Here is a 22,503-nt window from a genome sequence, read left to right as displayed (position 1 = left end):
TTCGCGGGCTTCATTGCCCTTCGACAAGACAATAAATAGCGCCATTGGCGCTATTCGTCAACCACTCTCTTCGCAGTTTCTGGACAAAACCTGCCCGCCTCGCGCGGGCTTTTTCACATGGAGAAAGCCATGCCTGAACCCGTCAACTATTTCCGCCACCATGCCCGAGGCCTCGACAGCCCCGCGACCGGGCATGCCGCCATCACGCCCTCGGACAGTGAGGATCTGCCGGTGATCCCGCGCGTGATCTACTGCGCCACCGCCGGGACCGCCGTGCTGCAAGACGCGGCGGGGGTGGTGGTGAGCTACCCCGTCGAGGCCGGGCAGATCCTGCCGATCTCGCCCCGCCGGGTGCTGGCGGCCAGCACGGCCTCGCTGGTGGGGTGGTGGTGATGCGCGCGATCACGGGGGTTATCGTCCATTGCACCGCGACCCGGCCCGACTGGTGGGCGGGGCGCACGAGCGCGGCCAAGGTCGCCGAGGTCCGGCGCTGGCATGTCACCGGCAACGGCTGGCGCGACATCGGCTATCACTATCTGATCGACCGCGACGGCACCGTGGTCCCGGGGCGCCCGCTGGAACAGACCGGCGCCCATGTGGCGGGGCACAATACCGGCACCATCGGGATCAGCCTCTTCGGCGGTCATGGCTCGGCCGCGAGCGATGCGTTTGCGGACCATTTCACGCCGGAGCAGGACCGGGCGCTGCGCAAGCTGATCGCCGATCTGCAGGGGCGGTTCGGCGCCGTGCCGGTGACCGGGCACAACCAATATGCCAACAAGGCCTGCCCGGGCTTCTCGGTGCCGAAATGGCTGGCCGAGGCGCCACGGCCGCCCGCCGTGGCCCCTCCACCGACCGACTGGCTGAGCCGGTTCATCCAATCCCTCATCGCCATGTTCAGGAGGTCGAAATGAAACTAGTCCGCAATGCGCGCCACGCCTGGCGCTGGTTCTCGATGCGAGCCATGGCTGCAGCTGGGGCGGTGCAGGCGACCTGGGTTCTCCTGCCTGATGACATGCGCGCCTCGGTGCCTGCCAATTGGGTGGCTGTCGCCACCATCGCCCTGCTTGTCGCCGGGACGATCGGTCGGCTGGTCGATCAGGGGACGCAGGCATGATCACCGTCTATGGCAAGCCCTCCTGCGTCCAGTGCGATGCAACCAAGCGCGCTATGGATCAGCGAGGCATCCGCTATCGCTACCTCGACCTGACCACCGACCGTGAGGCTCAGGCCCGGGTCGCGGAATTCGGCTACCGGCAGGCGCCGATTGTCGAGGTTGGGCCCGATCGCCACTGGTGCGGGTTCCGGCCAGACCTGATCAGGGAAATCACACCGGGGATGCAGGATGCTGAATGACCTGAGAATGATCCTGAGCGGGATCGGTGCGGCCATCATCGCGGCACTGGTCGCATGGCTGCGTGGCCGGGCGGCGGGCAGGCGCGATGCTCAGTCGCGCACCGACCGGCAGACGCTGGAGCGAACAGAGGCCGGGCGCGCGGCGGCACAGGAGGCTGCGGCCGATCCGCGGACACCCGAGCAGATCATCCGCGATAATGATGGGAGGTGGTGAGGGCGCTAGAGTTCTCTGGCCTCGTTGTCGCGCTGTTTCGCGCGTCGCCTGCGCTGCGCCTCTCGCGCCCGAACTGCGTCTCGTCCGTCGGCTCGTTTCCCGCCGTCTGGTATCATCTGGCGCAGGATGCTCCGAGCTATCTCGGCCTGGCGCGCCAGATCCTCCGCGGTTCTCTGTCCGCGTCCGGCGTGGCGGGCCGCCTCGGACGCAGCAATTGGGTCTGGGCGCAGGCTCCCCTCGGCCAGCCTGCGCAGGGTATTTTCGCGCTGGCGGGCGCGATACGATTCAGAGGCGAGGCTATGGCTGGCCGGTAGGCCGTGTTTGATCCTGTACTCCCGCGCGGTCATTCCGTGCATGCGCACAATGTGCGACCCGACAGTGGGCATCCATCGCCCACATTCCAGGCACTGGATCAGGTCATCACTGAGGGTCATCGAGTAGGTTTCGCGCTGTCTCGTCGCCCAAATGACGGCAGGCGTTGGAGAATGCCGCCCCCAGAATGCCCGCGGCTGCCTCGTCCGGGCGCCAGCCGTTGCGGATCATCTGCTCATGCAGGGCGCCGATTACCTGGCGGGGGTCAGCCATCCTGACCCCGTTCGGAAAACGCTCCAGCAGATCGCGGATTTCGTCAGCGATGCCGGGAGGGATTTTCCGGTGACTGGGTTTCCCTGGCTCGGTCAGGAACTCCTGCACCCGGCGGTAACCGATGCCCAGTTCGCGCGCGGCGGCGGCCTTCCCGCCATGCCCCGGCCAGAGCGTCTCGATGGCTGCGAGGAATTCGGCATGGGTCATTTCATGCGGTGAGGTCATACAATCGGTCCATCATCCAGCCGGGAGTGGGGAGATTTCCGTTTCTATTCCGATCAATAGCGCCCAACAGCCCGACCAGCGTCACGCGGCTCGTGGCTGGCGCATAGTGGCGGATCGAACCAACGTGGCGGGCGGCTCTATACCAGTCCTCCACCTCGATAGCCCTAGACAGATTGATCACGGTTTCAAGTGCACGGGCAGGCGACCGCCCCCCCCCTCTACGGAACTGATGGGCCATCCAGCGCATGTCTCTGTCGCCATTGTGTGGGGTCGCGGCAACAACGTGGGTCCAGATCAAAACCAGGTCGGGGTCAGCATGAGGCATTGCCAGGCGGAGTTCGGAGACCGCCAGAACGATCTGGCTCCGGGACAGATAGCCCCAGAGCCTGTTGGATAAACTGCGGGCCATCAGAAGTCCCGTGCGCTGAGTTCGATCGGCCAGAGATCGCCCCGGTCATCGCGCATACCATTCTGGCCCAGGCTATAGGTGGTCCCGTTGGCGCTGATCGTGACAACCGCACCAGACCTATTGCCGTAGGCGAGAATGCCGTCATCGAGGGCGGCGCGCGCCCGGCGCAGGGCGTTGGCCGCGCCACGATCCGTCAGATTGTGCGTCGAGACCGTGCGAGCTTCGACACCGACGCGATTGGCGGAAAATTCAACGGTGATCTTGTCCATCTCAGTGGCCCTCCTTGGCCTATCTGCGGGCGGCCCCGCTGGCCTTTCCCGATAACTCACATATAGGCGCAAAATAGGCGCAACGCAACATGAGAATGCAATGCGGATCGAGATTTTTAACAAAACAGGAGGCGGATATGCGTTGGACAATCCTCGCCCTCGCGCTGGCGGGCTGTGTGACCACGACCGACGCCGGATGCGTGGTCTATGGGGCGCAGCGGGTATCCATGCCGCGCCCGGTGCCCGAGGGTGATCTGGGGCGATGGGTGGCGGTGACAGATGCGGCTATGACCGGGGCGTGCAGGTAGGGCAGGGCGGGCGCTAAAGGGCTACTATTTGCGGCGTCGTTCCGTTTACACGGAAGCCTGTAACCCATTGATTCCTATATGACGGCATAATCGGTTATTTACTGCACAATATATTGAAAATAAATGGTTATTTCAATCCTCCCGGGATCGCCATTTCCAGAAATATATCTTTCGTAATCAACATCATGGTCCAGAAACGGAAGCCTGGCCGGGCGGGTTGGAAATCTGCGGCCTCCCGTCAAGTCGTTTTACGGCTTTACGCCTCTGGGACGACGCCGCTCAACCCGCCCCCCCCCTGCCCGATCCTCGACGCGGGCCGGGATCCTCCAGGGCCCGCGGGAACAATCGCGGCGGTCGCGCGTTTGCCCCCCGACCGACACGTCCTAAGGAGGGAAGAAATGAAAAGGCTGCTTATCGTCCTCGGCTTCACCGGCCTTGCCGCTTGCCAGACCATCGAGGGTGCTGGACGCGACATGCAATCCGCAGGCCAGGCCGTCAGCGAAGAGGCGCAGCGGGTCCAGTCCGACCTGTGACGGCACAGGCCGGGCGCGCGTTGTCCGGGGCGTGTCGGGGATGATGCCGCCGGGCCGGGCGCGTCAGGGTGCCGAGTTCAGGGCGCCGGGCAGCCCTTCACCTCGACCGCCCCCCGCTCCGAGATCACCGTCACCGTGATGCCTGATCGGTCGAGCGCGAAGGGCTGGCCCGAGGGCGGGACCATATCGGCCATGGCCGTCAGTGTGCCGCCCTTGCGGGTCTCGACCGATTCCGAGACCCAGATCTGCGGATCGGCATTCTCGATCACCACCGCCTCGCGCCCGCCCTGGGCCGGAAGCGACAGCCTCGCGGTGATCCGCAGCCCGTCGCGGATCGGCTCGACCGTGCAGGACACCGCGCCCAGGCCCGCGATGGCACCCGGCACCGGCTGCGCCTCGATCGCGGCCCGGATCGCGGGATCGGGGGCGCCGGGGGCGATCAGCATGCCCGAGGCCTCGACCGTGGCGGGCAGGCAGATCCGGTCGCAGACGCCGAGGCTGACATTGGCGCGCAGCGTCACCGGGCGCGAGGGGTCCCTGGCCACCACCTCGACCGGGAAGACCACATGGCCGCGATAGCCGATGGTGCGCGTGCCATTGGTGTCGAAGATTGAGGGCGAGGGCCACAGCACCCGGATCGAGGCGAGATTCTCCGAGGCGGACCAGTCGAAGACCGGCGGGATCCCGGCCGAACCGGGGCTGCGCCAATAGGTCTTCCACCCCGGGGCCAGATCCAGCCGCAGCCCCGCGACATGGCCGGTCCCGCTTTGCCATCCGGTCAGGACCGAGGCGTCGACGACCTGCTTTTTCCCGGTGCCGAAGGCGTGGACGGGCATCGGCAGGCCGATATGCAGGCCTGCGAGCAGGGCGGCGAGGCAAAGGGGCAGGGCCCGGATTCGAAAGCGGCTGGTCATGGCGCAAGGATACCGGCGTGGGCGGCCAACGGAAATCACAACCCGGCGACGGCGCGGGAGCTGTGGCGCCGGTGCCGCAATCGGCGCGGTCGCGCGCGGAAGGCGGAAATGCGTGAAGGAACCGGACATGCGTCCGTCTTTTCGGGGCAATCGGGACGCCTGCCCGCCGCTTGGGCGCCAGAATAGCGGCCCTTGCACCGAGGAAAGGGTTGAGCGCGCCCGCCCCCGGCCCCATCTTGAGGGAATGCGGCAGGTGCCCCGGTCCCTCGAATCACCCGCCGGGCCAGGCGTCAAGGCCGCTCCGGGCTTGACCCGGCGGCGGGGCGCGCCGAAGCGAAAGGATATGGATGCAGCTTGCCGGAAAGGTCCTGATCGCAATGCCGGGTATGGAGGATCCGCGCTTCGCCCGCAGCGTCGTGCTGGTCTGCGCCCATTCCCCGGAAAGCGCCATGGGCCTGATCGTGAACAAGCCCCGGCCGGATCTGACCTTCGCCTCCATCCTGGGCCATCTTGGCCTTGAGCCTCCTCCTGCGCGGGGGGAGACGGCGGGCGAACGCGCCGCCGACGCGACAGGCCCCGGACCCGTCGCCTCCGGCGCCCGCGAGATCCGCGTTCACTTCGGCGGCCCGGTGGAGCGCGGGCGCGGCTTCGTCCTGCATTCCGCCGACTGGCGCGGCGGCGAGGCGACGATGGAGGTGCCCGGAGGGTTCCGCCTGACCGGCACGCTCGACGTGCTTGAGGCGCTGGCCTCGGGCGAGGGGCCGACGCGCGCGCTGCTGGCACTTGGCTATGCGGGCTGGGGCCCGGGCCAGGTCGAAAGCGAGATCCTGCGCAACGACTGGCTGATCTCGGACGTGCCGCCCGAACTGATCTTCCTGGCGCCGGATGCCGAGAAATGGACCCGCGCGCTGGCGGTGCTGGGGATCGACCCGATCACGCTTTCGGCCTCGGCCGGGCGGGCCTGAGCCGACAGCCTGCGGCGCAGATCGGCTTTCCCGACGGCAAAGGGGGCGGCATTCGCCCTGTGATTGTGCGGATCTGGCGGAAAATCATGCCCTTGGCGCCGGATTGTCGCCAAAGATCGGTAGAATCACCCGGCGCGGCCTGCTAAGCTGTTTCGTATAAACAAAAACGAACGAGCAGGCAGACAGGCAATGGGAACGGGCTTTCGGGCAACGTTCGTCATCTCCTGGTCTCAGACGGAAGTGGACGGGTTTCGCGGCGCGGCGCCGGACCAGATCGTGGTCGGGGCGTCATGGCGCTGGACCGGCAAGGCGGTCAGGATCGACGCGCCGGGCGATGTGCTGCTTCTGGAAGGGGCCGAGGGGCAGGCGGAGATCCGTCGCCACGCGGCGCGGATGGTGCAGCGGCTGGTCGGCGTCGCCCTGGGCGACATGCGCCAGCGCGACGGTCGGCCCCCGGCGGCGATCTCGCGCCAGAGGGGCGAGGGTGAGGATGCGGCGGGCGACCAGAGTTTCGTCGTGACCGACGGCCTGCGCTCGCATGTCGTGACGGTGCTGCCGGTCCCGGACAGCGGCGCGCGGCTTTTGATGTTTCTGGGCGAACCCCCGCCCGAGGGGCGCGACCTGTGGATCGTGCGGGCCTCAGTCTCCTGCGCGGCCGTCGCATTGCCCGGAGAGGCGGCCGCCTCACCGGGCGCGGGTGCGGGCGTGATTTGTTTTGCCCCCGGCACGCTTCTGCGCACTCCCGCTGGCGCGGCGCCAATCGAAAGCCTGCGCCCGGGCGACCTGATCCAGACCAAGGACAATGGCGCGCAAGAGGTCCTCTGGACCGGCAGCCGCCGGATGTCCGGGGCGCGGCTTTACGCCATGCCGCATCTGCGGCCGGTGCGGCTGAGGTCGGGCGCGCTGGGATCCGGGCGGCCGGAGGGTGATCTGCTGGTCTCGCCCGGGCACCGGATGCTGGTGCGCGGCGCCCCGGCGCGGGCGCTTTTCAACTGCGAGGAGGTGCTGGTCGCCGCCGGAGACCTGGTCAATGGCGGCTCGATCGCCGTGGATGCGGGGCTGCGCGAGGTCAGCTATCGCCACCTGCTGCTTGAACGCCACGAGATCGTCTTCGCCAACGGGCTAGAGACCGAAAGCTTCCATCCCGGCGCCACCGCGCTCGATGTGCTCGACCCAGGCGACCGCGACCGGCTGCTGGCGCTGATGCCGGATCTGGCGCGTGATCCGATGCTTTACGGCGCCTTCGCGCGGCGTAACCTGAGCGCGACCGAGGCGGCGATCCTGTCGCATGATCTTGCGGCCTGAGACCGGGGGCGCGCATCCCCCCCGGCGGCGCGCAGGGCCCGGCCTGTTGACACTGCGGATCGGCGCGCTATAAGCCCGCCACGGTCCCGGGCCCAAAGCCCGGGGCTTTTCATTGGTGTTGGTGGCTTCCGCAAGGAATCGCCTGTCGCCCCCGAAAGGGGGAGAGGACAACGCCCTTTGCATCCGCCCCCCGGGGCAAGCCAAGGAGATCAGCCGTGACCAAGCGCACCGCTGCCAAATACAAGATCGACCGCCGCATGGGCGAAAACATCTGGGGGCGTGCCAAATCGCCCCTGAACAAGCGTGAATATGGTCCCGGCCAGCACGGCCAGCGCCGCAAGGGCAAGCTGTCGGACTTCGGCACCCAGCTTCGCGCCAAGCAAAAGCTCAAGGGCTATTACGGCGACCTGACCGAAAAGCAGTTCAAGCGCATCTATGCCGAGGCCGCCCGCGTCACCGGCGACACCGGTGAAAATCTGGTGGGCCTGCTTGAGCGCCGCCTGGACGCGCTGGTCTATCGCGCCAAATTCGTCCCCACCATCTTCGCCGCCCGTCAATTCGTGAACCACGGCCATGTGCTGGTGAACGGCAAGCCGGTCAACATCGCCTCCTACCGCCTGCGCGAGGGCGACGTGGTCTCGGTGCGCGAAAAGTCGCGCCAGCTTGCCATCATCGCCGAGGCGATCGCCCTGGCCGAGCGTGACGTGCCCGATTACGTCGAGGTCGACACCCAGAAGCTGACCGCGCGCTTCGTGCGCACGCCTTCGCTGTCGGACGTGCCCTATCCGGTGGTGATGGAGCCGAATCTCGTCGTCGAATATTACGCCAAGAACTGATCCTTTCGCCTGCGGGGCATGCGCCCCGCAGCGCGCAGATCGACAGGCCAGGCCGCATCCCCCCGGGGTGCGGCCTTTTCGTTTCCGGCGGTTCGGGTCCTTGTTAGGCGTGGCCTAATCCTTGCTGCGCCAGTCCTTTCTTTTTCCCAAAGCCTGCGACGGGCAATCTGTCCGCTGGTTCCCCAGCCGTCACGGACCCCGCCATGACCCGCCACGCGCCCGATCTCTCGCCCCTCGAAGAACTCCGCGCCAATGTGGCCGCGCCTTTCGAACGCGCCCGCGCCATGCCGAAATCGGTCTATGTCTCGGAGGCTTTCGCCCGCGAGGAAGAGCGCCACATCTTCGCCCGCGAATGGCTCTGCGCCGGGCGGGCCGATGCCCTGACCGAACCGGGCGACTACATGACGATGGAGATCGCGGGCGAGCCGGTGATCATCCTGCGCGACCGCGAGGGCGGGTTGCGCGCGCTGTCGAACGTCTGCCGCCACCGGATGAGCACGCTGCTTGAAGGGCGCGGCCGCACCCGCGCCATCGTCTGCCCCTATCACGCCTGGACCTACAACCTCGACGGCTCTCTGCGCGGCGCCCCCGCGATGGCGCTGAACGCCTCCTTCTGCCGCTCGGATGTGCGCCTGCCGGAATTGCGGGTGGTGGACTGGCTGGGCTGGATCATGGTGACCCTGAACCCCGAGGCGCCCGACCCGCATGAGGCGCTGCGCGATGTCGAGGATCTGGTCGGCTATCTGGGTATGGAACGCTATCAGGAGCATTTCCGCCAGGAATTCCGCTGGAACACCAACTGGAAGGTGCTGGCCGAGAATTTCATGGAAAGCTACCACCTGCCGGTCTGTCATTCCGACACGATCGGCGGCACGGTGAACCTGCTGGAAATGACCTGCCCCGAGGGCTTTCCCGCCTTCAACTACCACTGGATCGTGAAGAACGATTCCCTGCCGCTTGCGCTCGCGCATCCGTCGAACCGGGTTCTGAGCGGCGACCAGCGGCGGGTGACATGGCTGCTGTCGATCTATCCCTCGTTGATGATCACGCTGACGCCGGGCTATTTCTGGTATCTTAGCCTGACGCCCGACGGCGCCGATCACGTCAAGGTGCTTTACGGCGGCGGGATGAGCCCGGAATGGTGCGCCGACCCGGATGCGGCGCGCCATCTGGGCGCGCTGCGGCAGTTGCTCGACGAGGTGAATGCCGAGGACAAGCATTGTGTTGAGCGGGTGTTCCGGGGCCTGAAGTCCGACCTTTCCGCGCCCGGCGCGCTGTCGCATCTGGAGCGGCCGAATTTCGAATTCGCGCAATGGATCGCCGCCCGCATCCCGCCCGCGCCCCAAGGTCTTGGGGCCTGACCCCCCTCTCTGACCGAAAGCCCGATCATGGCCCATCACCGTCACCGCAAGTTCAACACGCGCGACACCTATCCCGAACAGGCGCTTGACAACGACCTCGCCCAGGCGGTGGTGGCGCGCGGGACCACGATCTTCCTGCGCGGCCAATGCCCGCAGGATCTCGACACCGCGCGCAACATCGACAGCCACGACCCGGCAGAGCAGACCCACAAGGTGATGCGAAACATCCGCCAATTGGTCGAGGAATGCGGCGGGCGGATGGAACATGTCACCAAGCTGGTGGTCTATCTGACCGATGTGCGCCACCGCGAGGCGGTCTATCGCACCATGGGCGAATATATCCGTGGCGTGCATCCGGTCTGCACCGGGCTGGTGGTGGTCGCGCTCGCCCGCCCAGAATGGCTGGTCGAGATCGACGCGACCGCCGTCATACCGGACTAAGCACGGGCCCGGGGCTTTCGATTTTCGAAGGTTTGCGCGTGGTCGTGGGGGCGATCGGCCCGGGGAATGTCAGAAAGGAAACATCATGACCTTTTCGCTGCTTGCCCGCTGCCCGGACACGCAATGTTTTGGCATGGCGATCTCGTCCTCCTCGCCCGCGGTCGCGGCGCGCTGCGCCCATGCCCGGGCGGGCGTCGGCGTGGTGGCCAGCCAGAATGTCACCGACCCCGCGCTCGGGCCCGCGCTGCTCGACCGGATGGCGGCGGGCGCCCCGGCGGCGCAGGCGGTGGCGCAGGTCGTGGCCGGAACGCCCTTCGCGCCCTGGCGCCAGCTTCTGGCCGTCGATGCGGCGGGCCGGGTGGCGCATCACTCGGGCGCGCGGATCCTTGGCCTGTGGGGCGTGGCCGAGGGGCCAGGTGTCGTCGCGGGCGGCAATCTTCTGGCAACCGAGGGCGTGCCGGGGGCCATGGTCGCGGGTTTTCTGGCGGCGGGGGGCACCTTCGGCGACCGGCTGCTGGCGGGGTTGCAGGCGGGCGCCGCGGCGGGGGGCGAGGCCGGGCCGGTCCATTCGGCGGGGCTTCTGATCGTCGATCGCGAAAGCTGGCCGGTGGCGAGCCTGCGCTGCGACTGGGACGATGGCGCCCGCCCGATCGCGGCGCTTTCCCGCGCCTGGCAGGTCTATGCGCCGCAGATGGCCGATTACGTCCAGCGCGCCCGCGATCCGGGCGCGGCGCCCTCATATGGCGTGCCGGGCGACGCCTGACCCTTTCGCGATCCGCCCGCGCGCGCTAGGCTGCGGGAATGGCGCTGCGGTTCACGCTCAGGCAACTCGAATATCTCGTCGCCGTGGGCGAGACCGGCTCGATCGCGGCGGCGGCGGACCGGGTCAATGTCTCGTCGCCCTCGATCTCGGTCGCCATCGGCCAGCTTGAGCAGGAATTCGGCCTGCCGCTTTTCGTCCGCCGCCATGCGCAGGGCCTGTCGCTGACCCAGGGCGGGCGGCAGTTCGTGGCCGAGGCGCGGGCGGTGCTGGCTGCGGCGGGGCGGCTGAGCGATCTGGCCAACGAGATCACCGGCAAGGTGCGCGGCCCGCTTGCGGTGGCCTGCCTTCAGACCTTTGCCCAGGTGGTGCTGCCCGCCCTGCGGCGCAGCTTCACCGAGGGCTTTCCCGAGGTGGAGTTCCGCCAGTTCGAACGCCACCAGGCCGAGATTTTCGAGGGCCTGCGCCAGGCGCGGTTCGACGTCGCGCTGACCTACGATCTGGGCATCCCCTCGGATCTGGAGTTCGAGCCGCTGCTGGCGCTGCCGCCCTATGCGCTTTTCCCTGAAGACCATCCGCTGGCGGGGCGGGCGCGGGTGACCCCGGCGGATCTGGCGCCGCTGCCGATGGTGCTGCTGGACCTGCCGCTGTCGTCGGATTACTTCCTCGAAGCCTTCCGGCCGCTGAACCTGCGGCCCCGGATCGTCGAGCGCACCCGCGACATCGGCGTCATGCGGGCGATGGTGGCGAATGGTTTCGGCTATTCCATCGCCAATATCCGGCCCGCGCCCGGGCATGCGCCGGATGGCCGCGCCCTGCGCATCGTGCCGCTGGAGGGGGTGCCGCCGCTATATCTGGGGCTCTTGCTGGCCGAGGGCGGGCGCGGCGCGCTGACGATCCGCGCCTTCATCGACCATTGCCGCGCCGCCCTTGCGGGAGGGGGCGGGTCATGACGGCGGAGCGGGTGGTGATCCTGGCGCATGGCCAGCCCTCGGACCCCGGGCCCGCGGCGGCGGAACTGGTGGCGCTGACCCGCCGGATCGCCGCGCATCTGCCCGAGCACGATCTGCGCGCCGCCACCCTGGCCGAGCCGGGCGCACTGGCCGGGGCGGTGGCGGGCGGGCGCGGGGGGCTGGTCTTTCCCCTGTTCATGGCCGGGGGCTGGTTCACGCGCGAGGCGGTTCCGGCCCGGCTTGCCGCCGTGGGCGCGGATCCGGGGGAGGGGGCCGGAACGGGCGACTGGCGGGTGCTGCCGCCTTTCGGCACCGCGCGGGCGCTGCACGACCTCGCCCTGGCGCAGATCCGCGAGTCGGGGGCGGAGGAGGTGCTTCTGGCCGCGCATGGCTCGTTCCGCTCGGCCGCCCCGGCCGAGGTGGCGCAGGGCGTGGCCGCCCGGATCGCCGAGGAGACGGGCCTGCCCGCCCGGGCCGCCTTCATCGAACAGGAACCGACCCTGGCGCAGATGCGCGGCTTCGGCCCGGGCGCGGTCTGCCTGCCGTTCTTCGCCATGTCCGGTGGCCATGTGACCCAGGACCTGCCCTCCGCCCTGGCCGAGGCCGCGTTCCCCGGCCGCGTGCTTCCGGCCATCGGGCTGGATCGCCGGGTGCCCGCGCTGATCGCCGATCTGATCCGGCAGGGCGCGATTGCGGGCCGCGCGCGACAGGTCTAACCCGAAAGCGCGCTCCAGCGGCGCGAGGCCCGTCCTTTCAGGAAATCCGCCATGCCCGTCATCACCTGCATCCAGGATCTCAAGCAATTGCACCACCGGCGGGTGCCGCGCATGTTTCGCGACTATGTCGAAAGCGGCAGCTATACCGAGCAGACCTTTCGCGACAATTCGGCCGATTTCGCGTTGATCCGGCTGCGCCAGCGCGTCGCGCGCGACCTGTCGGACCGCAGGCTGTCGGGCCGGATGCTGGGGGGCGAGGTGACGATCCCTCTTGCGCTTTCGCCTGTCGGCTCGACCGGGATGCAGGTGGCCGATGGCGAGATCAAGGCCGCCCGGGCGGCGGCGCGGTTCGGCGTGCCCTTCACGCTTTCGACCATGTCCATCGCCTCGATCGAGGATGTCCATGCCGCAAGCCCCGATCCGTTCTGGTTCCAGCTTTACGTCATGAACGACGGGGATTTCGTCGAGGCGCTGATCGAGCGCGCGCGGGCGGCGGGCTGTTCGGCGCTGGTGGTGACGCTGGATCTTCAGGTGCTGGGGCAGCGCCACAAGGATCTGAAGAACGGGCTTTCGGCGCCGCCGCGCCTGACCCTGCCCAATATCCTGAACATGATGGCGAAGCCGCGCTGGAGCACCGGCATGCTGGGCACGAAGCGGCGCAGCTTCGGCAATATCATCGGCCATGCGAAGGGGGTGAACAACCTCGCCGATCTGAATGCCTGGGTGAACGAGCAGTTCGACCTGACGCTGGACTGGGCCAAGGTCGCCCGGCTGCGCGACCTGTGGGGCGGCAAGCTGGTGCTCAAGGGGATCCTTGAGCCCGAGGATGCGCGCAGGGCGGTCGATCTGGGGGCCGATGCCATCGTGGTCTCGAACCACGGCGGGCGGCAGTTGGACGGCGCGCTCTCGACCATCCGCGCGCTGCCCGCGATCCACCGCGCCGTGGGCGGAGAGGTGGAGATCTGGCTCGACAGCGGGATCCGCTCGGGCCAGGACGTGCTGAAGGCGCGCGCGCTTGGCGCCGATGCGGTGATGATCGGGCGGGCCTTCCAATACGGGCTGGGCGCCCTGGGCGAGGCCGGGGTGACCCGCGCGCTGGAGATCATCCGCGCCGAGATGGACATCACCCTTGCCCTTTGCGGGCTGCGCGACATCGGGGATTTCGGGCGCGACAACGTGCTGGTGCCCGAGGATTTCGAGGGCCGTTGGGCCTCAGTCCCGACCTCAGTCCCGACCCGGGCCGCGGCGCGCTCTTGATTTTTGATCAAATTGCGCGCGATAACCGGCGCAGTGCCGCGATCAGAAGGGGGCCTCATGTCAGCCGAAACCATCGCCGGGCTTCGCCGCGACCGGCTGGAAGCCTTCCAGGCCCGCGAGGCGGCGGCGTTCATCCGCGCCCGCCCGGGCTCGGCCGCCCGCATGGCCGAGGGGGCGGGCCATTGGCTGAATGGCGTGCCGATGCACTGGATGCGCGACTGGCCGATGCCGCATCTGCCGGTGATCGCGCGGGCCGAGGGCGCGCGGATCACCGATATCGACGGGCATGAGCTGGACGATTTCTGCCTTGGCGACACTGGCTCGATGTTCGGGCATTCGCCCGCGCCGGTGGCCCGCGCGATCCACCGCCAGGCGCGGCGCGGCCTGACCTACATGCTGCCCTCCGAGGCGGCGCTGGCCGCCGGGCGGCTGCTGGCCGAGCGTTTCGGCCCCTATCTGTGGCAGATCGCCACCACCGCCACCGATGCCAACCGCTTTGCCCTGCGGGTGGCGCGGGCGGTGACGGGGCGGCCGCGCATCCTTGTCTTCAACGGCTGCTATCACGGCACGGTGGATGAGGCGATGGTCGAACTGGTCGATGGCGCGACCCGCGGCCGCGCGGGCCTTCTGGGCCAGATGCGGGACCTGTCCGAAGGCGCGGTGGCGGTCGAGTTCAACGATCTTTCCGCCGTCGAGGCGGCGCTGGAGGCGGGCGATATCGCCGCCATCCTGACCGAGCCGGTGATGACCAATTCCTGCATGGTCCTGCCCGCGCCCGGCTTTCACGACGGGCTGCGCGCGCTGGCCAGCCGATATGGTGCGCTGTTGATCATGGACGAGACCCATACGATTTCGTCCGGGCCTGGCGGTTACAGCCGGGTCCACGGGCTGCGGCCCGACCTGTTCGTGGTCGGCAAATGCGTGGCGGGCGGCATGCCCGCCGCCGCCTGGGGCATGACCGGGGCGGTGGCCGAGGCCTATGGCCGCGCCGACCGGGCCCGCCCGCCGGGCCATTCCGGCATGGGCACCACGCTTTCGGCCAATCCGATGCAACTCGCCTGCCTTGTCGCCAACCTGTCCGAGGTGATGACCGAAGCGGCCTATGACCATATGGAGAAGGGCGCCGCGCGGCTGGAGCGGGGCCTGGCCGCGGCCATCGCGCGCCACGGCGCGCCCTGGCATGTGGTGCGGGTCGGCGCGCGGGTGGAGTTCATCTGCGCCCCCGGCCCGCTGCGAAACGGCGCCGAGGCCGCCCTGGCGCATCAGCCGCAGGTCGAGGCCGCGCTGCATCTGGGCCTTTTGAACCGGGGCAGCCTGATCGCGCCCTTCCACAACATGATGCTGGTCAGCCCCGCCACCCGCAAGGGCGCCGTCGACCGGCTGATCCGGCATTTCGGCGCCATCCTTTCCGAGCTGTTTTCCCGGAGTGTCCCATGACCGAAACCAGCCCCTCGGGCGCTTCCCCCGCCGAGGCCGAGGCCTTTCTGGCCGCCCATCCCGAAATCGAGGCCTTCGACATCGTGCTGCACGACGCCAATGGCATCGGGCGCGGCAAGATCATCCGGCGGCACGAGCTTTTGTCCTTCTACCGCTCGGGTCGGCATCTGCCGATCTCGATCCTGGGCCTGGATATCTGCGGCGAGGATGTGCATGAGACCGGGCTGATCTGGGACCAGGGCGACGGCGATCTTCGGGCCTGGCCGATCCCCGGGACGCTGGTGGCGCTTCACGGCACCAGCCCGCCGCGCGGCGAGGTGTTCATGTCGATGTATACGCTCGATGGCGCGCCGATGACCTCGGACCCGCGCCACGTGCTGGCGCGCCAGGTCGAGGCGCTGGCGGCCGACGGGCTGGTGGTTGGGGGGCTGCATCCGGCCGGGGCCTTCGAGCTGGAATTCTTCCTTCTCGACAATGCGCGCGGGCCGGACGGCAGGGTGCAGCCCGCCCGCGACGTGCTGGACGGGCGCAAGTCGCGCCGGACCGAGGTCTATTCGGTCGACCACCTGCATGGGATGCTGCCGCTGTTTTCCGACATCTATGCCGGGGCCAAGGCGGCGGGGATCACCGCCGAGACGCTGATCAGCGAATATGCCCCGGGCCAGTATGAACTGACCTTGCATTACCGCCAGAACGTCATGCAGGCCGCCGACGACGTGATCCGGCTGAAGCGCATCGTGCGGGCGCAGGCGCGGGCGCATGGGGTGACGGCCTGCTTCATGGCCAAGCCCAATGAGGATTATGCCGGATCGGGCATGCATTTCCATGTCTCGATGCAGGACGGGGCGGGGGCGAACATCTTCATGGAGGCGCGCGAGGGCGAATGGAATCCGCGCATCCTGCATGCGCTTGGCGGGTTGCGCCGGACCATGGGGGAATCGATGCTGGTCTTCGCGCCGCATGCCAATTCCTGGCGCCGTTTCGCGAGCCAGAGCTATGCGCCGGTCTCGCCGAGCTGGGGGGTGAACAACCGCTCGGTCGCGCTGCGGATCCCGGCCGGGGACATTCTCGCGCGACGGATCGAGCACCGGCCCTCGGGGGTGGATGCCAATCCCTATCTGGTGGCGGCGGTGGTGCTGGCCGGGATCCGTGCGGGGCTGGCGCAGGAGATCGACCCGGGTCCCGAGACCACCGGCAATGGCTATGAGGCGGGCGCGGAGGGCATCCCCACCGACTGGAAATCCGCGATCGATGCGGCGAAGGCGTCGGATTTCCTGAAGGAGGCGCTTGGGGCGGATCTGCATCGCACCTTCACCGCGATCAAGGCGGCGGAATATGCTCGGGTGATGCGGACGGTGTCGGAGGTGGATTTCGACCTGTACCTGCACACGGTCTGAGGGGCGGGGTGCGGGGGAAGGGAGGGGGCGCTGCCCCCTCGGCGCCTTTGGCGCCTCACCCCCGGGATATTTTTGCAAAGAAGAAAGGGGCGGGTGGCAAGGTCGCGGGTGGCGGGTGGTGCGATTTCCGGCGGGGGCCCGGGTTGGCGCCTGGTGTCTGTGGCCCGGGCTGTTGCCGAGGGGGGGCGGATCGTCGCGGATCGGGCGGTGCGGCTTCGAACCTCAGGCGGAATGCGCCCCGGCGGCGAGTTTTTCCACATTGGCCAGCACCTCGGCCACCGGCTTGGCCGCGCCGATGTCCTTGACGATGGCCGAGCCGACCACGCAGCCGTCGGCGACGGCGGCGATGCTGCGCGCGGCCTCGGGCGTGGTGATGCCGAAGCCCACGATCACCGGCAGGTCGGTGGCGGCCTTGATCCGCGCCACCTCGGGTCCGACATCGGTCGCCTGGGCGCTGGCGGCGCCGGTGATGCCGGTGATCGAGACGTAATAGACGAAGCCCGAGGTGTTTCTGAGCACCGTGGGCAGCCGGGCGTCGTCGGTGGTGGGCGTGGCGAGGCGGATGAAGTTCAGCCCCGCCGCCTGGGCAGGCAGGCAGAGTTCCTCGTCCTCTTCGGGCGGCAGGTCGACGACGATCAGACCGTCGATCCCGGCCGCGACCGCGTCTTCGAGGAAACGGGGGACGCCGCGCGAATAGATCGGGTTGTAATAGCCCATCAACACGATGGGAGTCGTCGTATCGTCGGTGCGGAAGGCCCGGACCAGATCCAGCACCCGGTCCATCGTCATCCCGCCTTCCAGCGCGCGCTGGCCCGCCGCCTGGATGGTCGGCCCGTCCGCCATCGGATCGGTGAAGGGCATCCCCAGCTCGATGATGTCGACGCCCGCGCCGGGCAGGCCCTTCATCACCGCAAGCGAGGTTTCCGCATCCGGGTCGCCGCCCATGATATAGGAGACGAAGGCCTTGCGGCCCTGGGCCTTCAGGCGGGCGAAGGTCTGGTCGATACGGCTGGGCCTTGGGGTCATGGCGTTCTCCTGATCGCAGGGGCCTTGCCTTGCGGCGAGGACTTGGGAGCGGGGTGCTTCGGCGTGGCGCGAATGTCAATCGCCCGGCGGGGAAAATCCTTCCCCGGCGGTGGCGGCGCGGCGCAGATAGCGCACCTCCTTGGCGGTGCCGTCGCTTTCCGTTCCGCTTCGGGCCCGTCCGATCTCGGCAAAGCCGAGCGCGGCGTGGAAGGCGTCCGAGCCGGGGTTGGGGGGGCGGCTGTTCACCTCGCAGACCAGTGGGCCGAGATCGTGCCGCGCCGCCACCGCGGCGAAATCGGCATAAAGCGCGCGTGCGATGCCGCGACCGCGCGCCTCGGGCGCGACGACCACCCGGTCGATATAGGCGAAACGGGGCAAGCGGGTGGCGAACCAGCGGTAGTTCGGGCTGTCGTAATCCGAGCCCGCCGCGAAGCCGATCAGGAAGCCCAGGACACGGCCGTCCCGCATCGCCGCCGTGCCATGCGCGCTCCATCCGAGCAACTGGCGCAGCCGTGCCGGGGTGAGGGGCGAGGTCTTTTCCTCGACCACCGCGTTCAGCGCCAGCACCGTTTCCAGCACCGGCCCGGGTGTGCTGTCGGGGGTCAGGGCCACGAGGGTCAGGGGGGAACTGGTCATCTGGTCGGGGCCTTGCCTGTCGCGGTCGGGCCGTTCCTGCGGCAGGGCTGCGGCTTTGGCAAGCGGCTTTGCGGCGTGGACGGGCCTAGAACCGGCGATGCCAGCGCAGCAGCAAGGTGTTCAGGCCGGGATTGTAGGATTCCAGATGTGCGTTCGACTTGTGGATGGCCGCCAGAGAGATCGCGCTGTTCTCGTCGATCCGCCAGCCGACGCCCAGGAAGCTGCGAAAATGCAGCGCGCCGCCCAGATCGTTGCGCGAGGAGGAACGGGCGAAGAGCCCGGGCATCACCCCGGCCTCGATGAACCAGCGTTCCGTTTCGCGCCAGCGCAGGGCAAGGCCTGCGCCCAGATAGGCGTCGCCGGTTTCATGCAGGTCGAGGGCGGCGGAGAAGGCCGCCTCGGCGCCGAGGATCCGGGCAAAGCCCCGGCCGCGGTATTCGGCCGAGATCACCGCGCCGTTCTCTGCCCTTACGGCGTTGAAGTCGGAATGACCGGCGCCGAGGATCAGTTCCTGCGCCGCCACCGGGGCGGGCGTCGATGCGGCAAGGGTGGCCAGAAGAAGGAGGACAGTGCGGAGAGGGGCGCGGTTCATGATCGGGCGAGAGGATTTAGCGTAAACTGGTCGGTTCAGTATCTTTTAAATCCGCATCTGTCCAGATCCGCCATAGGCGGATGTTCGGGCGACGGATCATCCCTGCGATCACCGCGGCCCCGCCGGTGCGGCGGCGCTGGCGGACTCTTCTTGATCCCGCGTGCGCCCCCGCCTATGAGGGCCGTCAAAGCGATGGAGGGCCGGGATGGGCTTCAAGATGGGAATCGTGGGCCTGCCGAATGTCGGCAAATCCACGCTGTTCAACGCGCTGACGAAGACGGCGGCGGCGCAGGCGGCGAATTTCCCGTTCTGCACCATCGAGCCCAATGTCGGCGAGGTGGCGGTGCCGGATCCGCGTCTCGACACCCTGGCCGCGATCGCCGGGTCGAAGCAGATCATCCCGACGCGGATGACCTTCGTCGATATCGCGGGTCTGGTGCGCGGCGCCTCGAAGGGCGAGGGCTTAGGCAACCAGTTCCTGGCCAATATCCGCGAATGCGATGCCATTGCCCATGTGCTGCGCTGTTTCGAGGATGGCGACGTCACCCATGTCGAGGGCCGGATCGACCCGGTCGCCGATGCCGAGACCATCGAGACCGAACTGATGCTGGCCGATCTGGAATCGATCGAGCGGCGGCGGGCCAATCTGGCGCGCAAGCTCAAGGGCGGCGACAAGGAATCCGCCGATCAGGACCGGCTTCTGGCGCTGGCGCAGAAGGCGCTTGAGGCGGGCGAGCCCGCGCGCAGCGTCAAGGTGGCCGAGGACGATCTGCGGGCCTGGCGGCTCTTGCAGCTTCTGACCGCCAAGCCGGTGCTTTACGTCTGCAATGTCGAGGAGGGCTCGGCGGCGCAGGGCAACGGCCAGTCCGCGCGCGTGGCCGAGATGGCGGCGCGGCAGGGCGCGGGGACGGTGGTGATCTCGGCCCGGATCGAGGAAGAGATCAGCCAGCTTCCCGAAGAGGATGCGGCGGTGTTCCTGGCCGAGATGGGGCTGGAGGAGGCCGGGCTCGACCGACTGATCCGCGCCGGATACCAGCTTCTGGGGCTCCAGACCTATTTCACCGTCGGCCCGAAAGAGGCCCGCGCCTGGACCATCCTCAAGGGCACGCTGGCGCCGCAGGCGGCGGGCGTGATCCATGGTGATTTCGAAAAGGGCTTCATCCGCGCCGAAACCGTGGGCTATGACGATTATGTCGCGGGCAAGGGCGAGGCCGGGGCCAAGGAGGCGGGCAAGTTCCGCGTCGAGGGCAAGACCTATGAGGTCAAGGACGGCGACGTCCTGCATTTCCTGTTCAACGCTTGAACAGAGAGGGCCTGAAACGATGCGCCCGAACTGTCGGGCCTGAGGAACCGGGCCGCCCCGACCAGGGGAGGCACGCGCAGACCGAGGACGGCAGGGCGCCATCCCGAGTATGGACCTTCGGGGCGCTCCGGCAGGGTTGCGGTCGGTGGCGTCTTTCATGGCATGGCGGGCGCATGAGATGCGCCGCCAAGGGCTTTCAGGCCACTAACCTGCGAGCAGCTCGCGCAGTTTGCCAAGGGCCTCCGGCAGCGGGCTTTGATAGCTGATCGTCCCGGCGAAGCGCCCGCCCCGGTCGAACAGCAGGATCTGGGAGCTGTGGTCCATGGTGTAATCCCCGCCCTCAAGCGGCACCCGCGCGGCAAAGGCGCGGAAGGCGCGCAGGGCCTTCGCGACCTCATCGGGCGCACCGGTCACGCCGATGGCGCCGTCGAGCCAGCCGACATAGCCCGCAAGCACCTCGGGCGTGTCGCGTTCGGGGTCGACGGTGATCACCACCACTCGCAGGTCCCGCGCCAGATCGCCCAATTCGTCCTGCCAGAGCGCGATATCCCCCAGGGTGGTGGGGCAGACGTCGGGGCAATGGGTGAAGCCGAAGAACACCAGCGAGGGCTGGCCGCGCAGGCTGTCCTCGGTGAAGGCCCGCCCGTCATGCGCCAGCAGGCGGTAGTCGCCCTGGCCGATATCGGCGGGGGCCAGCGACGCCAGCCTTGGCGCGATCCACAGGAAATAGATCAGCGGCAGCAACAGCGCCGCCACCGCCGCCCACAGGATCAGTTGCACCATGCGCAGGTTCATGCGCCTTCCTCCTTGAAGAAACGTCTCAGTTTGGCGACCACGCGATCGGGATCCTCCTGATAGGAGAAGATCTGGCTGTAGCGCCCCTCGCGGTCGAAGAGCATCACATAGGCATTGTGGTCCATGGTGTAATCCTCGCCCCCCAGCGGGACCTTGCGGGCAAGGATGCGGAAGGATTTCAGTGCCTTGTCGATCTCGGCCGGGCTTCCCGTCACGCCGGTCGCCCCCGGCAGCCACGAGGTGTAGCCCTGAAGGACCGCAAGGGTGTCGCGCCCGGGATCGACGGTGATGAAGAAGATCCGCAGATCCGACGCCTCGGGGCCGAGCGCCTCCTGCCACAGCGCGATCTCGCCCATGGTGGTGGGGCAGACGTCGGGGCAATGGGTGAAGCCGAAGAACACCAGCGAGGGGCGGCCGCGCAGGCTGTCCTGGGTGAAGCTCTCGCCATCGGTGGTCTGGAGCCTGTAGTCGCCGCGGCCGAGCGTGGCGTTGGCCTGGGTCTGGGAAAGCGGCGCGGCGGGAAGGGTGGGGGGGCCGCCTCCGGCCGCGCCGAGAAAGATCCAGGTCGCGCCGAGACCGATCGTCGCCAGGCCGCCCCAGAGCAGGAGGCGCAGGCCGCGCAGGCGGCCCGGAGACCGGGGGCCGGATCCTGCGCGCCCGGGTCCTGTATGCCCGGGTCGGGCGCGGTCTGGCTGAGGGCGTTCCGGTCTCCGGCCCATCCTCAATGCTCCGGGCAGCCGGTGGCGGCGCCATGGTCGCCATGCTCGCCGCCGCGCGCGTTCAGGGCGCGGATCTCGAAGGGCACGGTGACGGCGCCTGCAGCTTCGAAATGCAGGAGCATCTCCAGCCGCTCGCCCTCGACCAGGGGCGTGGTCAGGCCCATGATCATCAGGTGATAGCCGCCGGGCGCGAGGCTGACGCTGCCGCCCGCCGGGATTTCGAGTCCGCCCTCAAGCTGCCGCATCGTCATGGTGCCGTCGACATGGGCCATCTCGTGGATCTGGACCTCGCGCCCGACCGGCGCGGTAATGGCGGTCAGGCGGTCGGGCGTGGCGCCGTGGTTCGCGACGGTGAAATAGCCGCCGCCGACCGGCGCATTGGGCAGGGTGGCGCGGCTGAAGGCGCCCGAGATTTCCAGGTCGCCCGCGACGACGGTCGGGGCGGCGGCGTCATGCGCCGCGCCATGGTCATGTTCGCAATGCGCGAAGGCGGGCGGGGCAAGGAAGAGGGCTGGGGCAAGAAGGACTGTGCCCAGAACCAGCGGCAAGAGGGGATTTTTCCTGATCATGATCGTTCCGGTCGATTGCGCGCCACACGAGGCCGAAGCGCCCGGATCGGGGCGGGGGCATCGCGGGCAGAGGACAAAGCGTGGCCCGACAGCGAACCTCGACGGGCGAGGCCGGGCCGAGCCGAAGACGGGTAAAAGGCCGTTGCCACCTTTGGGCAGCCCGGGGGGCGCGGCCTCAGACGTGCAGGGCGGCACTCGGGGCCGGGGGCGCCCGGGGCTGCTGGGGCCCGCGCGTGGCCAGGCCCGGGGCGAGCCCCGCGAATGTCGGCGGCAGGACGCGCCCGGCGTCCCGCAGGTCCAGCGCCAGCGCGCCCTGCGGCGCGGGCGGCGTGATCAGTTCGGATTTGCCGATTCCCTGCGCCGGGCAAAGCGGCAGGGCATGGTCGCTTTCCGCCGCCTCTGGCCCGGTCAGGCAGAAGGTCCAGCCGACCACCGGCCCCTGGCCGATCCGCGCCATCTCGCGCATGAGGCCCGAGGTCTGGTGCAGCGGCGCCAGCAGCGCGAAAAGCCACATCGCCAGCATGGCCAGGGCCATGCCGGTCTCGCGGCTGATCGTGGTCTGCGGTTGACGCGCCATGCCTTCCCTTCGTCCCGGTGTCCCGGTTTCTCTCTCGGGCGGCAT

30 protein-coding genes are annotated in these 22,503 nt (G+C 68.6%); 19 read left to right on the top strand and 11 right to left on the bottom strand.

Annotated features, from left to right (window positions below; all coding sequences use genetic code 11):
* Positions 1 to 129: 129 nt before the first annotated feature.
* Genes ABNX41_RS16180 through ABNX41_RS16160 form a run of 5 tightly spaced genes read left to right on the top strand, consistent with a single transcriptional unit; the run spans position 130 to position 1,570 of the window.
* Positions 130 to 393, top strand: coding sequence for a spike base protein, RCAP_Rcc01079 family (locus tag ABNX41_RS16180; RefSeq protein WP_438668257.1), 264 nt, complete (start codon positions 130 to 132; stop codon positions 391 to 393).
* Positions 393 to 914: an N-acetylmuramoyl-L-alanine amidase gene (locus tag ABNX41_RS16175; protein WP_438670757.1), complete on the top strand. Its 522-nt coding sequence runs from the start codon at positions 393 to 395 to the stop codon at positions 912 to 914. Before ABNX41_RS16180 ends, ABNX41_RS16175 begins: the two co-directional genes overlap by 1 nt.
* The gene (locus ABNX41_RS16170) at positions 911 to 1,117 is read left to right on the top strand and encodes a DUF7940 domain-containing protein (RefSeq protein WP_438670756.1); all 207 of its coding nucleotides are present in this window, start codon (positions 911 to 913) and stop codon (positions 1,115 to 1,117) included. Before ABNX41_RS16175 ends, ABNX41_RS16170 begins: the two co-directional genes overlap by 4 nt.
* Positions 1,114 to 1,356, top strand: a complete 243-nt coding sequence (locus ABNX41_RS16165; protein WP_438670755.1) for a glutaredoxin domain-containing protein — start codon at positions 1,114 to 1,116, stop codon at positions 1,354 to 1,356. The genes ABNX41_RS16170 and ABNX41_RS16165 overlap by 4 nt, the downstream gene beginning before the upstream one ends.
* Positions 1,346 to 1,570 carry a hypothetical protein gene (locus ABNX41_RS16160; protein ID WP_438670754.1) on the top strand — a complete coding sequence of 75 codons (225 nt, stop codon included), beginning with the start codon at positions 1,346 to 1,348 and terminating at the stop codon, positions 1,568 to 1,570. The genes ABNX41_RS16165 and ABNX41_RS16160 overlap by 11 nt, the downstream gene beginning before the upstream one ends.
* A gap of 5 nt (positions 1,571 to 1,575) precedes the next feature.
* Here ABNX41_RS16160 and ABNX41_RS16155 read toward each other — a convergent pair whose 3' ends face one another.
* The 3 genes from ABNX41_RS16155 to ABNX41_RS16145 form a co-directional block, all read right to left on the bottom strand.
* A complete protein-coding gene (locus ABNX41_RS16155; RefSeq protein WP_438670765.1) occupies positions 1,576 to 1,956 on the bottom strand; it encodes a MucR family transcriptional regulator in 381 nt (126 codons plus the stop codon).
* A 34-nt stretch (positions 1,957 to 1,990) separates the two neighbouring features.
* Positions 1,991 to 2,380, bottom strand: coding sequence for a hypothetical protein (locus ABNX41_RS16150; protein WP_438670753.1), 390 nt, complete (start codon positions 2,378 to 2,380; stop codon positions 1,991 to 1,993).
* Between the two features lie 408 nt (positions 2,381 to 2,788).
* Entirely contained in the window at positions 2,789 to 3,058 is a 270-nt protein-coding gene (locus tag ABNX41_RS16145; RefSeq protein WP_438670752.1) for a hypothetical protein, read from the bottom strand.
* A 137-nt stretch (positions 3,059 to 3,195) separates the two neighbouring features.
* Here ABNX41_RS16145 and ABNX41_RS16140 point away from each other — a divergent pair, with 137 nt between their 5' ends.
* Both ABNX41_RS16140 and ABNX41_RS16135 read left to right on the top strand, forming a co-directional pair.
* On the top strand, positions 3,196 to 3,366 hold the full coding sequence (locus ABNX41_RS16140; RefSeq protein ID WP_438670751.1) for a hypothetical protein: 171 nt from the start codon (positions 3,196 to 3,198) through the stop codon (positions 3,364 to 3,366).
* 398 nt (positions 3,367 to 3,764) lie between these two features.
* Entirely contained in the window at positions 3,765 to 3,899 is a 135-nt protein-coding gene (locus ABNX41_RS16135) for an entericidin A/B family lipoprotein (RefSeq protein WP_438670750.1), read from the top strand.
* A 77-nt stretch (positions 3,900 to 3,976) separates the two neighbouring features.
* On the opposite strand, the gene ABNX41_RS16130 is transcribed toward ABNX41_RS16135, so the two are convergent.
* The gene (locus ABNX41_RS16130) at positions 3,977 to 4,813 is read right to left on the bottom strand and encodes a protein-disulfide reductase DsbD domain-containing protein (protein ID WP_438670749.1); all 837 of its coding nucleotides are present in this window, start codon (positions 4,811 to 4,813) and stop codon (positions 3,977 to 3,979) included.
* A gap of 347 nt (positions 4,814 to 5,160) precedes the next feature.
* Between ABNX41_RS16130 and ABNX41_RS16125 the strand changes: the two genes are divergently transcribed.
* From ABNX41_RS16125 to ABNX41_RS16075, 11 genes are all read left to right on the top strand, one after another.
* Complete coding sequence (locus ABNX41_RS16125; protein ID WP_438670748.1) at positions 5,161 to 5,778, top strand: YqgE/AlgH family protein; 618 nt, start codon at positions 5,161 to 5,163, stop codon at positions 5,776 to 5,778.
* Positions 5,779 to 5,967: 189 nt separating this feature from the next.
* Positions 5,968 to 7,083: a Hint domain-containing protein gene (locus ABNX41_RS16120; RefSeq protein WP_438670747.1), complete on the top strand. Its 1,116-nt coding sequence runs from the start codon at positions 5,968 to 5,970 to the stop codon at positions 7,081 to 7,083.
* Between the two features lie 215 nt (positions 7,084 to 7,298).
* Positions 7,299 to 7,919: a 30S ribosomal protein S4 gene (gene rpsD / locus ABNX41_RS16115; protein WP_438670746.1), complete on the top strand. Its 621-nt coding sequence runs from the start codon at positions 7,299 to 7,301 to the stop codon at positions 7,917 to 7,919.
* Between the two features lie 203 nt (positions 7,920 to 8,122).
* The gene (locus ABNX41_RS16110; protein ID WP_438670745.1) at positions 8,123 to 9,280 is read left to right on the top strand and encodes an aromatic ring-hydroxylating oxygenase subunit alpha; all 1,158 of its coding nucleotides are present in this window, start codon (positions 8,123 to 8,125) and stop codon (positions 9,278 to 9,280) included.
* A gap of 27 nt (positions 9,281 to 9,307) precedes the next feature.
* Positions 9,308 to 9,721, top strand: a complete 414-nt coding sequence (locus ABNX41_RS16105) for a RidA family protein (protein WP_438670744.1) — start codon at positions 9,308 to 9,310, stop codon at positions 9,719 to 9,721.
* Positions 9,722 to 9,806: 85 nt separating this feature from the next.
* Positions 9,807 to 10,484, top strand: a complete 678-nt coding sequence (locus ABNX41_RS16100) for a DUF1028 domain-containing protein (protein ID WP_438670743.1) — start codon at positions 9,807 to 9,809, stop codon at positions 10,482 to 10,484.
* A gap of 38 nt (positions 10,485 to 10,522) precedes the next feature.
* A complete protein-coding gene (locus ABNX41_RS16095; protein ID WP_438670742.1) occupies positions 10,523 to 11,434 on the top strand; it encodes a LysR family transcriptional regulator in 912 nt (303 codons plus the stop codon).
* Positions 11,431 to 12,150, top strand: a complete 720-nt coding sequence (locus ABNX41_RS16090) for a sirohydrochlorin chelatase (RefSeq protein WP_438670741.1) — start codon at positions 11,431 to 11,433, stop codon at positions 12,148 to 12,150. Before ABNX41_RS16095 ends, ABNX41_RS16090 begins: the two co-directional genes overlap by 4 nt.
* Positions 12,151 to 12,201: 51 nt before the next feature.
* Positions 12,202 to 13,407, top strand: a complete 1,206-nt coding sequence (locus ABNX41_RS16085; protein WP_438670740.1) for an alpha-hydroxy acid oxidase — start codon at positions 12,202 to 12,204, stop codon at positions 13,405 to 13,407.
* A 57-nt stretch (positions 13,408 to 13,464) separates the two neighbouring features.
* Positions 13,465 to 14,844, top strand: coding sequence for an aspartate aminotransferase family protein (locus tag ABNX41_RS16080; RefSeq protein WP_438670739.1), 1,380 nt, complete (start codon positions 13,465 to 13,467; stop codon positions 14,842 to 14,844).
* On the top strand, positions 14,841 to 16,241 hold the full coding sequence (locus ABNX41_RS16075; protein WP_438670738.1) for a glutamine synthetase family protein: 1,401 nt from the start codon (positions 14,841 to 14,843) through the stop codon (positions 16,239 to 16,241). The genes ABNX41_RS16080 and ABNX41_RS16075 overlap by 4 nt, the downstream gene beginning before the upstream one ends.
* Positions 16,242 to 16,463: 222 nt before the next feature.
* Here the strand turns inward: ABNX41_RS16075 and trpA are convergent, their stop codons facing one another.
* From trpA to ABNX41_RS16060, 3 genes are all read right to left on the bottom strand, one after another.
* Complete coding sequence (trpA, locus tag ABNX41_RS16070) at positions 16,464 to 17,267, bottom strand: tryptophan synthase subunit alpha (protein WP_438670737.1); 804 nt, start codon at positions 17,265 to 17,267, stop codon at positions 16,464 to 16,466.
* Positions 17,268 to 17,342: 75 nt separating this feature from the next.
* A complete protein-coding gene (locus ABNX41_RS16065) occupies positions 17,343 to 17,903 on the bottom strand; it encodes a GNAT family N-acetyltransferase (protein ID WP_438670736.1) in 561 nt (186 codons plus the stop codon).
* Positions 17,904 to 17,988: 85 nt separating this feature from the next.
* Positions 17,989 to 18,495, bottom strand: coding sequence for an acyloxyacyl hydrolase (locus ABNX41_RS16060; RefSeq protein WP_438670735.1), 507 nt, complete (start codon positions 18,493 to 18,495; stop codon positions 17,989 to 17,991).
* A 205-nt stretch (positions 18,496 to 18,700) separates the two neighbouring features.
* Here ABNX41_RS16060 and ychF point away from each other — a divergent pair, with 205 nt between their 5' ends.
* Positions 18,701 to 19,798, top strand: a complete 1,098-nt coding sequence (ychF, locus tag ABNX41_RS16055; protein WP_438670734.1) for a redox-regulated ATPase YchF — start codon at positions 18,701 to 18,703, stop codon at positions 19,796 to 19,798.
* A 204-nt stretch (positions 19,799 to 20,002) separates the two neighbouring features.
* Here ychF and ABNX41_RS16050 read toward each other — a convergent pair whose 3' ends face one another.
* The 4 genes from ABNX41_RS16050 to ABNX41_RS16035 all read right to left on the bottom strand — a co-directional run bounded on the left by ABNX41_RS16050 (position 20,003) and on the right by ABNX41_RS16035 (position 22,458).
* Complete coding sequence (locus tag ABNX41_RS16050; RefSeq protein ID WP_438670733.1) at positions 20,003 to 20,593, bottom strand: SCO family protein; 591 nt, start codon at positions 20,591 to 20,593, stop codon at positions 20,003 to 20,005.
* Complete coding sequence (locus ABNX41_RS16045) at positions 20,590 to 21,312, bottom strand: SCO family protein (protein ID WP_438670732.1); 723 nt, start codon at positions 21,310 to 21,312, stop codon at positions 20,590 to 20,592. Before ABNX41_RS16045 ends, ABNX41_RS16050 begins: the two co-directional genes overlap by 4 nt.
* A gap of 2 nt (positions 21,313 to 21,314) precedes the next feature.
* Positions 21,315 to 21,881 (bottom strand): copper chaperone PCu(A)C, encoded by a 567-nt coding sequence (locus ABNX41_RS16040; RefSeq protein ID WP_438670731.1) that lies wholly within the window; start codon positions 21,879 to 21,881, stop codon positions 21,315 to 21,317.
* Between the two features lie 175 nt (positions 21,882 to 22,056).
* Positions 22,057 to 22,458: a hypothetical protein gene (locus ABNX41_RS16035; RefSeq protein WP_438670730.1), complete on the bottom strand. Its 402-nt coding sequence runs from the start codon at positions 22,456 to 22,458 to the stop codon at positions 22,057 to 22,059.
* Between the last annotated feature and the right edge of the window lie 45 nt (positions 22,459 to 22,503).

The organism is Pseudogemmobacter sonorensis (assembly GCF_042762395.1).
GTDB lineage: Bacteria > Pseudomonadota > Alphaproteobacteria > Rhodobacterales > Rhodobacteraceae > Pseudogemmobacter > Pseudogemmobacter sonorensis.
This window is presented reverse-complemented; position numbering and strand designations above follow the sequence as displayed.

What these genes read in the sequence shown, in the direction of transcription:
- ABNX41_RS16085 (WP_438670740.1), top strand. Translation starts at nt 12,202, where the DNA reads ATGCCCGTCATCACCTGCATCCAGGATCTCAAGCAATTGCACCACCGG.
- ABNX41_RS16125 (WP_438670748.1), top strand. Translation starts at nt 5,161, where the DNA reads ATGCAGCTTGCCGGAAAGGTCCTGATCGCAATGCCGGGTATGGAGGAT.
- trpA (WP_438670737.1), bottom strand. Translation starts at nt 17,267, where the DNA reads ATGACCCCAAGGCCCAGCCGTATCGACCAGACCTTCGCCCGCCTGAAG.
- ABNX41_RS16095 (WP_438670742.1), top strand. Translation starts at nt 10,523, where the DNA reads ATGGCGCTGCGGTTCACGCTCAGGCAACTCGAATATCTCGTCGCCGTG.
- ABNX41_RS16065 (WP_438670736.1), bottom strand. Translation starts at nt 17,903, where the DNA reads ATGACCAGTTCCCCCCTGACCCTCGTGGCCCTGACCCCCGACAGCACA.
- ABNX41_RS16090 (WP_438670741.1), top strand. Translation starts at nt 11,431, where the DNA reads ATGACGGCGGAGCGGGTGGTGATCCTGGCGCATGGCCAGCCCTCGGAC.
- ABNX41_RS16050 (WP_438670733.1), bottom strand. Translation starts at nt 20,593, where the DNA reads ATGAACCTGCGCATGGTGCAACTGATCCTGTGGGCGGCGGTGGCGGCG.
- ABNX41_RS16075 (WP_438670738.1), top strand. Translation starts at nt 14,841, where the DNA reads ATGACCGAAACCAGCCCCTCGGGCGCTTCCCCCGCCGAGGCCGAGGCC.
- ABNX41_RS16045 (WP_438670732.1), bottom strand. Translation starts at nt 21,312, where the DNA reads ATGGGCCGGAGACCGGAACGCCCTCAGCCAGACCGCGCCCGACCCGGG.
- ABNX41_RS16105 (WP_438670744.1), top strand. Translation starts at nt 9,308, where the DNA reads ATGGCCCATCACCGTCACCGCAAGTTCAACACGCGCGACACCTATCCC.
- ABNX41_RS16150 (WP_438670753.1), bottom strand. Translation starts at nt 2,380, where the DNA reads ATGACCTCACCGCATGAAATGACCCATGCCGAATTCCTCGCAGCCATC.
- ABNX41_RS16140 (WP_438670751.1), top strand. Translation starts at nt 3,196, where the DNA reads ATGCGTTGGACAATCCTCGCCCTCGCGCTGGCGGGCTGTGTGACCACG.
- ABNX41_RS16135 (WP_438670750.1), top strand. Translation starts at nt 3,765, where the DNA reads ATGAAAAGGCTGCTTATCGTCCTCGGCTTCACCGGCCTTGCCGCTTGC.
- ABNX41_RS16080 (WP_438670739.1), top strand. Translation starts at nt 13,465, where the DNA reads ATGTCAGCCGAAACCATCGCCGGGCTTCGCCGCGACCGGCTGGAAGCC.
- ABNX41_RS16060 (WP_438670735.1), bottom strand. Translation starts at nt 18,495, where the DNA reads ATGAACCGCGCCCCTCTCCGCACTGTCCTCCTTCTTCTGGCCACCCTT.
- ABNX41_RS16130 (WP_438670749.1), bottom strand. Translation starts at nt 4,813, where the DNA reads ATGACCAGCCGCTTTCGAATCCGGGCCCTGCCCCTTTGCCTCGCCGCC.
- ABNX41_RS16035 (WP_438670730.1), bottom strand. Translation starts at nt 22,458, where the DNA reads ATGGCGCGTCAACCGCAGACCACGATCAGCCGCGAGACCGGCATGGCC.
- ychF (WP_438670734.1), top strand. Translation starts at nt 18,701, where the DNA reads ATGGGCTTCAAGATGGGAATCGTGGGCCTGCCGAATGTCGGCAAATCC.
- ABNX41_RS16155 (WP_438670765.1), bottom strand. Translation starts at nt 1,956, where the DNA reads ATGCCCACTGTCGGGTCGCACATTGTGCGCATGCACGGAATGACCGCG.
- ABNX41_RS16145 (WP_438670752.1), bottom strand. Translation starts at nt 3,058, where the DNA reads ATGGACAAGATCACCGTTGAATTTTCCGCCAATCGCGTCGGTGTCGAA.
- ABNX41_RS16110 (WP_438670745.1), top strand. Translation starts at nt 8,123, where the DNA reads ATGACCCGCCACGCGCCCGATCTCTCGCCCCTCGAAGAACTCCGCGCC.
- ABNX41_RS16165 (WP_438670755.1), top strand. Translation starts at nt 1,114, where the DNA reads ATGATCACCGTCTATGGCAAGCCCTCCTGCGTCCAGTGCGATGCAACC.
- ABNX41_RS16175 (WP_438670757.1), top strand. Translation starts at nt 393, where the DNA reads ATGCGCGCGATCACGGGGGTTATCGTCCATTGCACCGCGACCCGGCCC.
- ABNX41_RS16040 (WP_438670731.1), bottom strand. Translation starts at nt 21,881, where the DNA reads ATGATCAGGAAAAATCCCCTCTTGCCGCTGGTTCTGGGCACAGTCCTT.
- ABNX41_RS16120 (WP_438670747.1), top strand. Translation starts at nt 5,968, where the DNA reads ATGGGAACGGGCTTTCGGGCAACGTTCGTCATCTCCTGGTCTCAGACG.
- ABNX41_RS16100 (WP_438670743.1), top strand. Translation starts at nt 9,807, where the DNA reads ATGACCTTTTCGCTGCTTGCCCGCTGCCCGGACACGCAATGTTTTGGC.
- ABNX41_RS16170 (WP_438670756.1), top strand. Translation starts at nt 911, where the DNA reads ATGAAACTAGTCCGCAATGCGCGCCACGCCTGGCGCTGGTTCTCGATG.
- ABNX41_RS16160 (WP_438670754.1), top strand. Translation starts at nt 1,346, where the DNA reads ATGCTGAATGACCTGAGAATGATCCTGAGCGGGATCGGTGCGGCCATC.
- ABNX41_RS16180 (WP_438668257.1), top strand. Translation starts at nt 130, where the DNA reads ATGCCTGAACCCGTCAACTATTTCCGCCACCATGCCCGAGGCCTCGAC.